Genomic DNA, 15,300 nt, shown 5'->3' on the forward strand with positions numbered 1-15,300 from the left:
TCAGATGTCCTTACGAGATGACGCCGAAGACGGTGAACAGGGGGACCAGCGAGAAGCCGCCGGCGATCACGATCGCGACGACCCAGCCGGCGACGCGGGCCCTGGCACGCGACTCAGCGGTGTTGGTGAACCCGAGCGTCTGGATGGCGCTGAAGGTGCCGTGGTGCAGGTGGAACGCGAGCGCGAGCATCGCGAACAGGTAGATGGCGACCATCCACCACTGCTCCGGCAGGAAGGAGTTCACCAGGAGCCGGTAGGGGTTCTCGGTGATGTCCGGGGCCTGCCCGCCCGTGCCCACGTTGATCTTCACGATGGTGAAGTGGAGCAGGTGCCAGATGATGAAGACGAGCAGGGTCACGCCGCCCCAGCGCATGGTGCGCGAGGAGAGCGACGAAGCCTTGTTCTTCTTCACCGCGTACTTGACGGGCCGCTGGGCGTGCGCACGCATGGAGAGCGCCACCGCGGCGCCGACGTGCGCGACCAGCGAGCCCAGGAGCACCACCCGGAGGATCCAGAGGAGGCCGCCGTACGGAAGGTACGGCTCCCCGAACGTACGCAGGTGCTCGGCGTACTCGTTGTAGGCCATCTCGCCGCTGAAGGCTTTGAGGTTGCCGTACATGTGCACCAGCACAAACAGGATGAAGACGATGCCGCTGGCCGCCATAAGGAGCTTCAGGGCGATCGTTGAGCGCGTCGACCGCGCGCCTTTGATCAGAGTCGTGGTTGCCACGGCACGCACGCTACTACCCCTCATACCCGAACTTGTACGCAGGGAGTATGTGACATTTTCGTCGCTGCGCGGGCGGGTGGGGTTACTGACGAGTATCTTGAGAACGGGTTAGGCAAGCCTAACAGCAGGGTGTGCATTCTCCGCGGCGATGGCGTGAGGTCGTGAGGACCGGGCCTCGGTCAGTGCGACCAGACGGGCCAGCAGCTCGTCGACCGCATCGGTCCACGGTCGCGTCGCGACCAGCTCCCGACCGCGGTCGCCGAGCAGGTGCCGCCGGGGGTCGGAGACGACCGAGGCGACCGCGTCCGCGAGCTCCCGGGCGCGGGCAGGGTTGTAGAGCAGTCCGGTCTCCATGTGCTGGACGATCTCAGCCGCCGCGCCGGCGCGCGGGGCGACCACCGGGAGGGCGCTGGCCGCGGCCTCACGCAGGATGTGGCCACATCCCTCCTCCTCGCCGGGGTGGACGAGAACGTCGAGCGAGGCCAGTGCGACGGCCAGGTCGCCGGTGCCCAGCGGGCCGGTCAGCTTCGCCTGTGGGACCCGCTGCTTGAGCCAGCCGCGCTGGGGCCCGTCGCCGATGATGACGAGGCGGATCCCGGGCACCACGGTGAGCTCGGCGAGGCGGCGTACGCCATGGCTCTTGGCGAGGTTGCCCGCGTAGCCGACCACGACCAGCGGTGTGGGCCGGGACTTCGCCTTGGACCAGCGGCGGTGGAGCCAGTCGTCGCGCAGACTGGGCGAGAAGGCGGCCGTGTCGACCCCCGGCTCCCACACCTCGGCGGCGACGTCGATCGCCGCGAGCGTGCGGCGCAGGTACTCGCTTGTGACAAAGATCTCATCGGCGTACGCGGCGATCGAGGTGCTCCAGGTGAGCGCCGCCTTGGGCGAGAGAGGGGACTGCTGGACGACCAGCGTCGTCGCGGCGGCTGCTGTCGGCGACGAGAGCGCCTTGCGGCCCAGGCGACCCGGGTCGAAGGTGACCACGACGTCCGGCTCGAAGGACTCCAGGGCGCTGCGTACCTGACGGCCGGTCTTGGCGATCGGCGAGACGCGGACGACCCGGCTGTTGCGGTAGACCGAGAGTCCGGGGCCGGGCGCGATGAACCGCACCTCGTGGCCCGACTCGATCATGCGGTCGGCGATGGCCTTCACCGTGGTTGTGACACCATCGATGGTAGGAAAGAAGCTCTCGGTGACCAGCGCCATCTTCATAGGACCAGCGTCCTGCCCGGGGATGGCGAGAGCGCGACGTGCGCGTTGACCTGGGATGAACCATCGGCACGGCCAGTAGACGACCAGCATGATGAGGACAATCAGTGGCGGTACCCAGGCGGGTCTGGACGCTTTCGGCAGCAGCACTCGCGGTGGCTGGGGTCGTCGGCGGAGTCATGGGGCTGGCGGGCTGTGGTCAGGCGCCGACCCAGCAGCCGTCGGGCGCGCGCGTCTCTGAACAGCCCTCGACCGCCACCCCGGCCTTCGAGATGCCGGTCGAGAAGCCCAACCTGCTGATGATCACGGTCGACGACCTCTCCGCCCTCGACATGGACTACCTGCCGAGCGTGCAGAAGCTCGTGGGCGACAGCGGCGTCACCTTCACCGACGCGGTCGCGCCGACGCCGATCTGCGTGCCGGCCCGCGCCTCGCTGCTCTCGGGGCAGTACGCCCACAACCACGGCGCCCACACCATCCACGGCCCCGAGGGTGGCTATCCCTCCTTCGACGACTCCGAGACCCTGGCCACCTCCTTGCAGGAGGCGGGCTACTCGACGGTGTTCACCGGGAAGTACCTCAACGAGTACGGCGACGCTGGGACCGAGCGCGACCTGCCCCCAGGCTGGGACGAGTGGCGCGCGACCGTCGACCCTTCGACCTACAACTATCTGGGCGCGAAGTTCAACGTCAACGGTCGCCTGGTCAAGCCGAAGGGCTACTCGACCACTGTCATCACCCAGCAGGCGAAGGCGGCGCTGACCGACGCGAGGAAGAAGCCCGGGGCCGAGGCGAAGCCGTGGTTCCAGTGGGTCAACTACGTGGCACCGCACATCGGCGGGCCGACGGAGAAGGGTGACCCCAAGCAGCGCTTCCCGGGCACCAAGGGCGCGATCGGCGTGCCGGTGCCGGACAAGCAGGACCGGGACAAGTACGCCGACGAGCCGATCCCGCAGCAGCCCAACCTGTTCCCGGAGGCGCGCAAGAAGTTCCCGAAGGGGTCCCCGTCGCGGAAGAACCCCTCGCAGATCGAGAAGGACGCCTACCGGCTCTCCTACCAGCGCCGGATCGAGTCGGCGCGCAGCCTGGACCGCAACATCGCCTCCCTGCTCGGTGGGCTGAAGAAGAGCGGCGACCTGGCGCGCACCCTGGTCGTGTTCACCTCCGACAACGGCTTCTCGAGCGGCTACCACAACTTCAACGGCAAGCTCTGGTACTACGAGGAGTCGTTGCGGATCCCCGTGCTGATGAGCGGTCCCGGCGTACCGAAGGGGCGCGAGGTCGGGACCACGCTGACCAACCCGGACATCGCCACGACCCTGCTCTCGGCTGCCGGCGCCGATGACCCGCACGAGGCCGACGGCATCGACATCCTGCCGTGGCTGCGTGCGCCCGAACAGACCCGTGTCGTCCCGATCGAGGCGTGGCCGACCTCGGACGGCACCTCGCGGCTCTGGTCCGGCGTGCGCGTGGGGCGGTGGACCTACGTCGAGCTGACGACCGGTGAGGCCGAGCTCTACGACCGCACCAACGATCCGTACGAGATGACGAACCTCGCCGACGACCCGGCCCACGCCAAGACGGTCTCCCGGCTGGCCGATCTGACCGACAAGTACCGCGACTGCGCCGGCGACGGCTGTCCTAAGAAGATGTACGCCGCCGACCGCCCGCTTGATCTGGCGGGACTCTAACGGGTTAAAGTAGACTAAATAACTCTTATTACTTTGGGAGTGTTTGGTCATGCCGGTCGGCAACCTGTTCACGCGTCGCAAGCGCGCTGCTGTGGCGACGGTGGCGATGAGCGCCCTCGCGGTGACCGGCCTGGTGCACGAGCCGGCCGCCGTGGCCGCGGGCCCGACGCGTACGCCTGCCCTGGAGCGGCCCGCGGAGAGGCCGAACCTGCTGATGGTCACGGTCGACGACCTCTCCTCCCTCGACATGGACTACCTGCCGCGGGTGCGGAAGCTGGTCGAGCGGACCGGGGTCTCCTTCTCCGAGGGGATTGCGCCGACGCCGATCTGCGTGCCGGCGCGGGCCTCGCTGCTGACCGGGCAGTACGCCCACAACCACGGTGCGCGCACGATCGAGGGGCCGTACGGCGGGTATCAGGCCTTCGATGACTCCGCGACGGTCGCCACCTCGCTGCAGGATGCGGGCTACTCGACGATCCTGGCGGGGAAGTACCTCAACGGCTACGGCGAGGGCGCGACCCGCGGCGACGTGCCGCCCGGGTGGGATCAGTGGCGCGCGACCGTCGACCCGTCGACCTACAACTTCCGGTCGCCGAAGTTCAGCGTCAACGGCGAGATCATCAAGTCCAAGGGCTACTCCTCGACCGTCATCACCGAGCAGGCGAAGGCCGGGATCGCGGCCGAACGCGCCAGCGGGAAGCCCTGGTTCGCCTGGGTCAACTATGTGGCGCCGCACCACGGCGGGCCGTCCGGGCCGGACGATCCGAAGAAGATCTACCGGGGCACCGACGCCGCCCTGTCGGTCACCGTGCCCGACACCCAGGACCGCGGGTTCTACGACAATGCGCAGATCCCGGCGCGGCCCAACCTCTTTCCCGAGGACACTTCCGGCTACGCGAAGGGCTCGCCCGGGCGCGGGAAGTTCAACCCGCGGAAGAAGGACGCTCTCCGGATCGCCTACCAGCGCCGCCTCGAGGCCATCCGCAGCCTGGATCGCAACATCGCCTCGCTGATCGGCTCGCTCAAGCGCAGCGGTGAGCTGAAGCGGACGCTGGTCGTGTTCACCTCCGACAACGGCTTCTCGAACGGCTACCACAACCTCAACGGCAAGCTGTGGCACTACGACGAGTCGCTGCGGATCCCGGTGCTGATGAGCGGTCCCGGGGTGCCGCGTGGCCGCACGATGCGGACCCCGGTCACCAACCCGGATCTCGCCGCCACCCTGCTGGCGGCGGCGGGGGCTCGGCCACCTCGAGTGCCGGACGGGATCGACATCATGCCGTGGCTGAGCGCGCCCGAGCAGGTCCGCGCCATCCCGATCAGCGGCTGGCGGGTGACCGACGGGAGCAGGCAGCTGTGGTCCGGCGTCCGGGTCGGGTCCTGGACCTACGCCCGCCTGCACACCGGCCAGGTCGAGGTCTACGACCGCTCCTCGGACCCCTATGAGCAGCACAACCTCGCCGCCGACCCGTCGGTCGCGGAGACCGTCAAGGCGCTCGCGAGGCTCGCCGACCGCTACCAGGGCTGCGCCGCCTCGACCTGCCCGAAGGACCTGTACGCCTCTGGCCGGGCGCTCGATCTGGAGGCGCTGTGACGAGGGTCGGTGACCTGGAGCGCGAGGCCGCGCGGGCGCGGCTCGTCGAGGCGTACGCCGCGGGGAGGATCGACGCGCCCGAGCTGGAGTCGCGAGCCGAGGCGGTGTGGGGTGCCACGCGGTCCGCCGACCTCGCCGCGGTGGTCGACGACCTCGGCGAGGATCCGGCTCCGCCTGGTGCGGCGGGCCACCGTCTCGTACGCGATCTTCTGGTGTTCCTGATCTGCGGCGCGATCGCCGTCCTGGTCTGGCACCTCACCGGGAGGGGGTTCTTCTGGCCCGTGTGGGTGCTGGTCTACACCGGCCTGCCGCTGCTGCGTCTGTGGCGGGACTAGGACTGCTTGGCGGGGGTGTCGGCGGGGACGTTGCCCGCCTCGATCTCCCGCGCCAGCTCGGTGATGCGTACGCCACTGGCTCGCCAATCGCCCGCGCGCTCCTCGTAGATGGGGTGGAAGCTGCGGCGGACCTCGACGGTCCAGTGACGGCCGAAGACGACCCGGGCGCCGACGGCGAAGGGGAGGATCGCGAGCAGGAGGAGGAGCTCGATGCCGGTGAGCAGCATGACCGCGACGACTACGACGAGGATCGGCAGCGCGATGATGAGCCAGAGCACCATGAGGATCGCGCTGATCGGATCGTCGCCGGAAGGCGCGCCGAGAGGGACCTCTAGTCCGTCGAGACTCAGACGGCGCGACTTCCGCTGCCACGGGACCCATCGTCGGGTGATCCGATAGACCTGTCCGCCTGGAGTGCGTACCTTCACGGCGGTCAACCTAGCGGCGCGTCTCAGTTAGCGGTTGTAAACCTCACACTTTGTGGTCACCGCCACTTCATCGGCCTAAGGTTCGACCCATGAACGACGCCGCTCGCGACGACTCGTTGCGCCTTGCCCAGCCGGCGGATGCCCATTCCCAGGCAGAGTGGGAGGCGGCGACCGCTGCCGTCCTCCGCAAGAGCGGTCGGCTGACCGCTGACGACGCCGACTCGCTCGTCTGGGACAAGCTGACGCGCACCTCCCTCGACGGACTCCGGATCGCCCCGCTCGGCCTGCCGGACACGTCCTTCGCCGACGCGGCGCGTCCCACGCGCGCCGGCGCGTGGGACATCCGCTCGCTCGTCTCCGGTCTCTCCGGGGTGGACGCCAAGGCGGCCAACGAGGCTGCCCTGGTCGACCTGGACGGCGGGGTGTCCTCGCTGTGGGTGGCCGCCGACGAGACCACCGACCTCGCTGTGCTCCTCGACAAGGTGCTCCTCGACCTGGCGCCGATCGTGCTCGACGCGCCGCTCGGTGCGGTCAAGGTCGCCCAGAACCTGCTCGCGCTGATCGCCGAGCGCGGTGCCGGGCTGCACGCCGCGACCAACCTGGGTGCCGACCCGATGGGCGCGCTGCTGCGCGACCTGCCGCTGGCGCCCGACGAGGCGTTCGCCGAGCTGGTCGACCTCGCTCGTCTGGCGCAGGGGATCGGGGTCCGGGCGATCGTTGTCGATGCCACGGCTGCGCATGATCTGGGCGCGTCCGACGTGCAGGAGCTCGGCTGGTCGGTCGCGGTCGGCGTCGCCTACCTGCGCGCCCTGACCGAGGCTGGCTTCTCACCCGCCGTCGCGGCGAACCTCATCGAGTTCCGGTTCGCGGCCACCGACGAGCAGTTCCCGACGATCGCCAAGCTGCGGGCCGCTCGTCAGTTGTGGACACGAGTCCTCGAGCTCTCCGGGGCCGAGGGCGTGGAGATGCGCATCCACGCGGTGAGCTCGCGGCCGATGCTGTCGAAGTACGACCCCTACGTGAACATGCTGCGCGGCACCGTCGCCGCCTTCGCCGCCGGTGTCGGCGGAGCGGACGCGGTGACCGTGCTGCCCTTCGACTCCGCCAACGGCGTACCGGATGGGTTCGGGCGACGGATCGCCCGCAACGTGTCCCACCTGCTGATCGACGAGTCCCACGTCGCGGCCGTCGCCGACCCCGCCGGTGGCTCCTTCGCCGTCGAGCAGCTGACCGCCGACATGGCCGCCGCCGGCTGGGAGGCGTTCATCCAGCTCGAGGAGGAGTGGACCGGGGCGAACGCCGTCGGAGGCCACGACTTCTCGCCCTTCCGCGACCGGATCGCCGCGGTCTCGGCCGAGCGGGAGAAGGCGATCGCACGGCGCAAGCGCCCGATCACCGGGCTCACCGAGTTCCCCAACCTCGCCGAGACGCTCCCCGAGCGGCCGGTCGACCCGCTGAACGAGCGGGTGGTGCGCTACGGCGCCTCCTTCGAGGCCCTGCGTGACACTCCCGCCACCACCAAGGTCTTCCTCGCCACCATCGGCACGGTCGCCCAGCACACCGCCCGGGCGACGTTCGCGACCAACCTCCTCGCCGCCGGTGGCATCGGCGTCGAGGTCGCTGGCGCGACCGCCGACGCCGAGGACCTCGCCGGGAAGTACCGTGCGGCAGGTTCACCGGCGGTCGTCTGCCTGGCCGGTTCGGACAAGACGTACGCCGAGTGGGGCGCGGCCGCGATCGCGGCCCTCCGCGAGGCAGGCGCCACGCACGTGATCATCGCCGGGAAGCCCGACGCCGTCGACGCCGAGGTGGACGACGCCGCCTCGATGGGTGTCGACGCGCTCGCCTTCCTGACCGCTACGAGGGAGAAGCTCTCATGACGATTCCCGGCTCCTTCAAAGGGATCCCGCTGAATAGCGATACCCCGCCGTACTCCGCCGACGCTCCCTCGGGTGAGGGCTGGCTGAGCCCTGAGGGCATCGAGATCCAGCCGGCGTACGGGCCTGCGGATCTCGAGGGTCTCGACGCGCTCGACACCTTCCCCGGTCTGAGCCCGTTCCTGCGCGGGCCCTACCCGACGATGTACACGACCCAGCCGTGGACGATCCGGCAGTACGCCGGGTTCTCGACCGCGGAGGAGTCCAACGCGTTCTACCGCCGCAACCTGGCGGCCGGTCAGAAGGGCCTCTCGGTCGCCTTCGACCTGGCCACCCACCGTGGCTACGACTCCGACCACCCGCGCGTGCGCGGCGATGTCGGCATGGCGGGCGTCGCGATCGACTCCATCTACGACACCAGGACGCTGTTCGACGGCATCCCGCTGGACCAGATGTCGGTCTCGATGACCATGAACGGTGCGGTGCTGCCGGTGCTGGCGCTCTACATCGTCGCGGCCGAGGAGCAGGGGGTGCCTCCGGAGAAGCTGGCCGGGACCATCCAGAACGACATCCTCAAGGAGTTCATGGTCCGCAACACCTACATCTACCCGCCGGCGGCGTCGATGCGGATCATCGGCGACATCTTCTCCTACACCGCCGCGAAGATGCCCCGGTTCAACTCGATCTCGATCTCCGGCTACCACATGCAGGAGGCCGGGGCGACGGCCGATCTCGAGCTCGCCTACACGCTGGCCGACGGCGTCGAATACCTGCGCACCGGTCTGGCCGCGGGCCTCGACGTCGACGCGTTCGCGCCACGGCTCAGCTTCTTCTGGGCGATCGGGATGAACTTCTTCATGGAGGTCGCCAAGATGCGCGCGGCCCGCGCGCTGTGGTCGCGTCTGGTCTCGCAGTTCGACCCGTCCAACCCGAAGTCGCTGTCCCTGCGGACCCACTCGCAGACCTCCGGCTGGTCGCTGACCGCCCAGGACGTCTTCAACAACGTCGGCCGCACCGCGATCGAGGCGATGGCCGCGACCCAGGGTCACACCCAGTCGCTGCACACGAACGCGCTGGACGAGGCGATCGCGCTGCCGACCGACTTTTCGGCCCGCATCGCCCGCAACACCCAGCTGCTGCTGCAGCAGGAGTCCGGCACCACCGAGATCATCGACCCGTGGGGCGGCTCCTACTACGTCGAGCGTTTGACGCACGATCTCGCCGAGCGCGCCTGGGCACACATTCAGGAGGCCGAGGCGGCCGGTGGGATGGCCAAGGCGATCGAGCAGGGCATCCCGAAGATGCGCATCGAGGAGGCGGCCGCCCGCACCCAGGCGCGCCTCGACTCCGGTGCCCAGAAGCTGATCGGCGTCAACACCTTCCGGCTCCCCTCCGAGGACCCGCTCGACGTGCTCAAGGTCGACAACGACCAGGTCTACAAGCAGCAGCTCGCCAAGCTCGAGCGGCTGCGTGCGGAGCGCGACGACGAGGACGTACGCCGGGCCCTCGAGGCCATCACCAACGCGGCCGGTTCGACGAGCGAGCCCAGCGGCACCGGCAACCTGGACGGCAACCTGCTCAAGCTGGCCGTCGACGCGGCCCGTGCGAAGGCGACCGTCGGGGAGATCTCCGACGCGATGGAGAAGGCCTGGGGACGCCACCAGGCCGTCATCCGTACCATCTCCGGTGTGTATCGGGACGAGGCGACGACGTCGGGTGACTCGAAGGTCACCGAGGTGCTGAAGGCGACCAAGGAGTTCGAGGAGGCCGAGGGCCGTCGCCCGCGGATCCTGGTGGCGAAGATGGGCCAGGACGGCCACGACCGTGGCCAGAAGGTCGTGGTCTCGGCCTTCGCCGACCTCGGCTTCGACGTCGACGTAGGCCCGTTGTTCTCCACGCCCGAGGAGGTTGCGCAGCAGGCGGTCGACGCCGACGTACACATCGTCGGGGTCTCGTCGCTGGCTGCCGGTCACCTCACGCTGCTCCCCGCACTGAAGGCGGCGCTGGAGGAGCAGGGGCGCCCGGACATCATGATCGTCATCGGCGGGGTCATCCCGCCCGACGACGTGGCCACGCTCGAGCAGATGGGCGCCGCCGCGGTCTTCCTGCCCGGCACCGTCATCGCCGACTCCGCCATCGACCTGCTCGGTCGTCTGCGGGAGCAGCTCGATCACTGACCGCCTCGCCCAGCGGTAGTCCCGAGTATGTCCTCGCCGGGGGCGTCGGGCTCGTCTAGCCTCAGAGCTGTGACGGACCTACGCCCCGGGCGGGCATCCGGGGACGAGCTGATGAGGGTCGGCGCCTACGAGATCCTCAGCAAGCTCGGTGAGGGCGGCATGGGCGTGGTCCACCTGGCTCGCCACGAGGAGACCGGCGAGCGGGTGGCGCTGAAGGTGCTGCGTACCCATGTCGTGGGGGACGAGGAGACCCGCGCCCGCCTGGAGCGCGAGGTGCGGTCGCTGCGGCAGGTGCGCAGCCCGTGGATCGCCGAGATCGTCGACGCCGACCCCTACGCGGACCTTCCCTTCGTCGCGACCCGCTACGTGCCGGGGCCGACGCTGCACGACCGGATCAAGGACGACGGACCCGTCGTCGGCGAGGACCGGTTCTGGCTGGCGCGCTGCCTGGCCGGCGGTGTCGCCGCCTGCCACGACGCTGGCGTGCTGCACCGCGACGTGAAGCCTTCCAACGTGGTGATGGAGGGACGTACGCCGGTGCTCATCGACTTCGGGCTCGCCCGGGTCGCCGACGACCCCAAGATCACCCTCACCGGATGGCTGGTCGGCACGCCGGGCTACCTGGCGCCGGAGATCCTGGAGGGGACGCCCTCCTCGCCGGCCAGCGACGTGCACTCCTGGGCGGCCACCACGGCCTTTGCGCTGCTGGGCCGACCTCCGTTCGGGACCGGTCCGTCGATGGCCGTCCTGGACCGGGTACGCCGCGGCCAGCACGATCTCGACGGCATCGAGGGGTCGATGCGGGAGGTCCTGACGGCGGCCCTGGCGACGGATCCCGAGGATCGGCCGGGTCTCGAGGAGCTGAGGGAGTGGCTGATGGAGCCCGAGGTGCCGTGGTCCAGGGCCGATTCGACGGTCACCAAGGTGCTGCCTGTGACGATGCCGCTGGCCGCCGCGCCGGCGGACGCCGAGCTCAAGCCGACGCTGGTGGATCCGGACGCCGCCGGCGATGCCGTGACGGAGGTGGAGGAGGTGCCGCCGACAGCGGTGACCGTCGCCGACGCGCCGGCCGAGCCCGTGGTGGTGCGCCGGTTCGACCCGCAGGCACCGCCACCGGCTCCGTCGCCCGAGCCCGGCTGGAGCCCACCCAGCAAGCACGCCAACCTCAAGCGCTGGCCGGGGCCGATGCACTTCCTGATCCTGGTCGCGCTCGCCGCGATCCTCGCCGGGGTGGTGGCTGCGTACCCGTTCCTCGGCGCCACCCTGCTCGGTCTCGGCGTCTGGCTGCTGCGGGCGGTCTCGCTGGCCGCCGACCATCTGTCGAAGCGTCGCGAGGCGCGCGGACGGAAATGGTACGACGGCCTGTGGGCGCTCGTCCGCTCGCCGTGGGACCTGGTGCGCGCCATCCCCGGCACGGCGGCGCTGACCGCGCTGACGGGGGTCATCGCGGCCGCTGTCGCGGTCGGCTGCCTGGCGCTCGAGCTGCCGCTGACCGTGGTGCTCTACGTCGCCGCGATGGTCTTCATGTCCGCGGCCTGGCTCGCCTCGCAACGGGTCCGTGACACGGTCGGACCGGTCGCCCGGGCCGCCTCCTCGCCGTCACAGCGCTGGGTCGTCGCCGCCGTCGGCCTGGCGATCATCGCCGCCGCCGTCGGCTGGTACGCGGCGCAGATGGGTGTCTCGTGGGTGCCGCTGGACGACGTACGTTCGGGTCAGCTGCCCCGCGTCGTGAGCGACGTCCTGCGGCGCGCTCGCTGACCCGGTTCGCGATTGGCTAAGGTGCTGGCCATGCCAGGGCCCGACGTACAAGACCTTCTCGACGGCATCAGCGACGGCAAGCGGGCGGCGGTGTCACGAGCGATCACCTTGGTGGAGTCGACCAAGCCCCAGCACCGCGACATCGCCCGCGAGCTGCTCACCAAGCTCCCGGCGGGCGACACCGTGCGGGTCGGGATCTCCGGGGTGCCGGGGGTCGGCAAGTCGACCTTCATCGAGGCGCTCGGCAGCCGGCTGACTGCCAACGGCCTCAAGGTGGGGGTGCTGGCCGTCGACCCGTCGTCGGTACGCACCGGCGGCTCCGTGCTGGGCGACAAGACACGCATGCAGCGGCTCTCGGTCGACCCCAACGCCTTCATCCGGCCCTCCCCATCGGCAGGGACGCTCGGCGGCGTCGCCCGGGCGACCGTGCAGGCGATGGCGGTGCTGGAGGCGGCCGGCTACGACGTGGTGCTGGTCGAGACGGTCGGCGTCGGGCAGTCCGAGGTGACCGTGGCGGGGATGGTGGACACGTTCCTGTTCCTCACCATCGCGCGCACCGGTGACCAGCTGCAGGGGATCAAGAAGGGCATCCTGGAGATCTCCGACGTGATTGCGGTCAACAAGGCCGACCCCAACGATCCTCACCGTGCCCAGGAGGCGCGCGCGGCCGCGCGCGAGCTCGCCGGCGCGCTCCGGCTGGTGCGCTCCCGCGAGGAGTGGGCGCCGCCGGTGGTCACCGCATCGGCGCTCCACGACGACGGGGTCGACTCCGTCTGGGAACAGGTGATGGCGCACCGCACCCATCTCGGCAAGGACGGGCTGCGCACCAAGCGCGCCGAGCAGCAGCTCGACTTCACCTGGGCCCTCGTCCGCGACGAGCTCGACCAGCGGCTCAAGCACTCCGCGGGCGTCAAGGCGATCCGCGACGAGGTGCGTGCCGAGGTGCTCTCCGGGGAGCTTCCGGCGACCGTCGCCGCGGACAGGATCCTCGCGGCCTACGACAAGGATTAGTCTGACGGGACCATGCTGGAGCCTGCTGCCTTCCTCGCCGAGCGAGTCGATACCTACGACGCCGAGCTGACCGACCTGCGCCGGGACATCCACGCGCATCCTGAGCTCTCCTGGCAGGAGCATCGCACCACCGAGCTGATCGCCGAGCGACTGGAGAAGGCGGGCTGGCAGGTCGACCGGCCGTCCGCGACCGGTCTGATCGCCGATCTGGGCGGGGACGGGAAGGGGTCGAGGGTCGTCGCGCTGCGCGGCGACCTGGACGCGCTGCCGGTCGATGACGTCACCACCGACATCTGGACGAGCACCGTTCCCGGGGTCGCGCACGCCTGCGGCCACGACGTTCACACCACGGCCCTGCTCGGTGCCGGCCTCGCGCTGGCCGACCTGCATCGCGAGTCACCGCTGCCCGGTGGCGTACGCCTGCTGTTCCAGCCCGCGGAGGAGGTCATGCCGGGCGGAGCGCTGCACCTGATGAGCCTGGGCGCGCTCGACGACGTGGAGCGGATCTTCGCGCTGCACTGCGACCCGACCGTCGACGTCGGCCGGGTCGGGATCCGCTCCGGCGCGCTGACCAGCGCGGCCGACCTGATCGACGTACACCTCAGTGGCACCGGCGGTCACACCTCGCGCCCGCACCTGACCGGCGACCTGGTCTTCGCGCTGGCCAAGGTGACCACCGAGCTACCGGTGATCCTGAGCCGGCGGATGGACCCCCGGGCCGGCGTGAGCGTGGTCTGGGGCAAGGTCACCGCCGGCCAGATCCACAACGTGATCCCCGCCCACGGCTCCGTCGGAGGCACCGTGCGGATCCTCGACAGCGACGCCTGGAGCGAGGTCGAGCACGTCGTACGCGAGGTCGTCGCCGAGATCATCGCGCCCTACGGCGTCACGGCCGCCGTCGACTACACCCGCGGTGTCCCGCCGGTGAGCAACGACGAGGAGTCTCACCAGATCCTCGTCGAGAGCGTCCGCGAGGTCCTGGGGGAGCGGGGTGCTGTCGTCTCCGCGCAGAGTCTCGGCGGCGAGGACTTCGGCTGGTACCAGGAGCAGGTCGCCGGCTCGATGTTCCGGCTCGGCGTACGCACCCCCGGCGGACCCACCTATGACCTCCACCAGGGCGACCTGCGCATCGACGAACGCGCGGTGGGCGTCGGGGCCAAGGTTCTGGCCGCCGCCGCCCACCGCGCGCTGGTCTGACTCGGGGCTAGCCCTTTCGGTACGGGATGCCGTCGGCGGCGGGTGCGCGCGAGTGCCCGACGAGACCGGCGACGGCGAAGATCGTCACCACGTACGGCAGCATCAGCATGAACTGCGACGGCACCGGAGAGCCGATCACCGAGAGCACGGACTCGACGTTGGAGGCGAAACCGAAGAGCAGCGCCGCCAGGGTCGCCTTGATCGGATCCCACTTGCCGAAGATCACCGCAGCGAGCGCGATGTAGCCCGCGCCGCCGGTCATCTCACGGCCGAAGGACGGCACCGAGACGAGCGTGTACGTCGCCCCGCCGATGCCCGCGATCGCGCCGGCCAGCAGCACGGTGCGGTAGCGGGTGGCGATCACGTTGATGCCGACGGTGTCGGCCGCCTTCGGGTGCTCGCCGACCGCGCGCACGCGCAGGCCCCACTTGGAGCGGTAGAGGGCCCAGGCGACGAGGAAGACGGCGACGTACATGATGTAGACCAGCACCGTCTGGCGGAAGAAGATCGGGCCGACCACCGGGATGCCGGACAGTAGCGGGATCTCCAAGCGCGGGAAGTGGGGCGGGTTGTTCAGCGCCGCGGCGTTCTCCGAGAGGACCTGGGAGAACATGAAGCTGGTGAAGCCGATCACGAGCACGTTGAGGACGACGCCGACGATGACCTGCTCGACCCAGTAGGTGATCGCGAACAGCCCCAGGAGCAGTGCGACCAGCATCCCCGCGACCATCGCGGCCACCAGGCCCGCCCACGGGCTGCCGGTGAGGGAGGCGACGATCGCCGCGCCGAAGGCGCCGAAGAGCAGCTGGCCGTCGATGGCGATGTTGACGACGCCCGACCGCTCACCGACCACGCCGCCGAGCGCACCGAACACGAGCGGCACCGCCAGCGCCAGCGAGCCGGCGAGCAGGCCGACCACGGGAAGCGTCTTGCCCGCGACCGCCCAGGCCAGGAACCCGGACACCGCGATCACGGCGAACGCCGCGACCAGCACCAGGGGAGTCTTGCGGCCGGCGCGAGCGTTCCAGGCGGCGTACGCCGTGCACAGCAGGCACAGCACCACGGCCGTCCACACGATGCCGTTGGCGGGCAGCGTGATGTCGGGGATGGCGAACCAGTCACCGTCGCGACTCCACCTGAAGGTGGAGTCGCCGGTGCGAGGAGCCAGGATGACCAGCAACGCCACCAGCACGGTGAACACAGCCATGACGATGGGTGTCTTCCACAGGCCCGGGATGCGCTCGGCGACGACTGGTGCGTCGGAGTTGACCGGAAGATCGACACTGGACACGG

At 70.1% G+C, this 15,300-nt stretch carries 12 protein-coding genes; 8 read left to right on the forward strand and 4 right to left on the reverse strand.

Going from position 1 to position 15,300, the window contains the following annotated elements:
- Positions 1–10: 10 nt before the first annotated feature.
- On the reverse strand, positions 11–730 hold the full coding sequence (locus tag ABZU72_RS15355) for a succinate dehydrogenase cytochrome b subunit (protein WP_355019700.1): 720 nt from the start codon (positions 728–730) through the stop codon (positions 11–13).
- Positions 731–838: 108 nt separating this feature from the next.
- Positions 839–1,942 carry a glycosyltransferase gene (locus ABZU72_RS15360; protein WP_355019701.1) on the reverse strand — a complete coding sequence of 368 codons (1,104 nt, stop codon included), beginning with the start codon at positions 1,940–1,942 and terminating at the stop codon, positions 839–841.
- A gap of 104 nt (positions 1,943–2,046) precedes the next feature.
- Between ABZU72_RS15360 and ABZU72_RS15365 the strand changes: the two genes are divergently transcribed.
- Genes ABZU72_RS15365 through ABZU72_RS15375 form a run of 3 tightly spaced genes read left to right on the forward strand, consistent with a single transcriptional unit; the run spans position 2,047 to position 5,559 of the window.
- Entirely contained in the window at positions 2,047–3,630 is a 1,584-nt protein-coding gene (locus ABZU72_RS15365) for a sulfatase (protein ID WP_355019702.1), read from the forward strand.
- 49 nt (positions 3,631–3,679) lie between these two features.
- Positions 3,680–5,224: a sulfatase-like hydrolase/transferase gene (locus ABZU72_RS15370; protein ID WP_355019703.1), complete on the forward strand. Its 1,545-nt coding sequence runs from the start codon at positions 3,680–3,682 to the stop codon at positions 5,222–5,224.
- Positions 5,221–5,559 carry a DUF1707 domain-containing protein gene (locus ABZU72_RS15375; protein ID WP_355019704.1) on the forward strand — a complete coding sequence of 113 codons (339 nt, stop codon included), beginning with the start codon at positions 5,221–5,223 and terminating at the stop codon, positions 5,557–5,559. The genes ABZU72_RS15370 and ABZU72_RS15375 overlap by 4 nt, the downstream gene beginning before the upstream one ends.
- Here ABZU72_RS15375 and ABZU72_RS15380 read toward each other — a convergent pair.
- A complete protein-coding gene (locus ABZU72_RS15380; protein WP_355019705.1) occupies positions 5,556–5,987 on the reverse strand; it encodes a hypothetical protein in 432 nt (143 codons plus the stop codon). The two genes, ABZU72_RS15375 and ABZU72_RS15380, sit on opposite strands and share 4 nt — an antisense overlap.
- 89 nt (positions 5,988–6,076) lie before the next feature.
- On the opposite strand from ABZU72_RS15380, the gene ABZU72_RS15385 reads away from it, so the two are divergent.
- From ABZU72_RS15385 to ABZU72_RS15405, 5 genes are all read left to right on the forward strand, one after another.
- Positions 6,077–7,867 (forward strand): methylmalonyl-CoA mutase family protein, encoded by a 1,791-nt coding sequence (locus ABZU72_RS15385; protein WP_355019706.1) that lies wholly within the window; start codon positions 6,077–6,079, stop codon positions 7,865–7,867.
- Positions 7,864–10,041 (forward strand): methylmalonyl-CoA mutase, encoded by a 2,178-nt coding sequence (gene scpA, locus ABZU72_RS15390; RefSeq protein ID WP_355019707.1) that lies wholly within the window; start codon positions 7,864–7,866, stop codon positions 10,039–10,041. The genes ABZU72_RS15385 and scpA overlap by 4 nt, the downstream gene beginning before the upstream one ends.
- Before the next feature lie 69 nt (positions 10,042–10,110).
- Entirely contained in the window at positions 10,111–11,799 is a 1,689-nt protein-coding gene (locus tag ABZU72_RS15395; RefSeq protein WP_355019708.1) for a serine/threonine-protein kinase, read from the forward strand.
- Between the two features lie 30 nt (positions 11,800–11,829).
- Positions 11,830–12,810, forward strand: a complete 981-nt coding sequence (gene meaB, locus ABZU72_RS15400) for a methylmalonyl Co-A mutase-associated GTPase MeaB (protein ID WP_350666565.1) — start codon at positions 11,830–11,832, stop codon at positions 12,808–12,810.
- Between the two features lie 12 nt (positions 12,811–12,822).
- Positions 12,823–14,007 carry an amidohydrolase gene (locus ABZU72_RS15405; RefSeq protein ID WP_355019709.1) on the forward strand — a complete coding sequence of 395 codons (1,185 nt, stop codon included), beginning with the start codon at positions 12,823–12,825 and terminating at the stop codon, positions 14,005–14,007.
- A gap of 7 nt (positions 14,008–14,014) precedes the next feature.
- Here the strand turns inward: ABZU72_RS15405 and ABZU72_RS15410 are convergent, their stop codons facing one another.
- Positions 14,015–15,298: an ABC transporter permease gene (locus ABZU72_RS15410; protein WP_355019710.1), complete on the reverse strand. Its 1,284-nt coding sequence runs from the start codon at positions 15,296–15,298 to the stop codon at positions 14,015–14,017.
- Positions 15,299–15,300 lie beyond the last annotated feature (2 nt).

It is taken from the genome of Nocardioides sp. NPDC004968 (genome assembly GCF_040608935.1).
In the GTDB taxonomy this organism is placed as follows: domain Bacteria; phylum Actinomycetota; class Actinomycetes; order Propionibacteriales; family Nocardioidaceae; genus Nocardioides.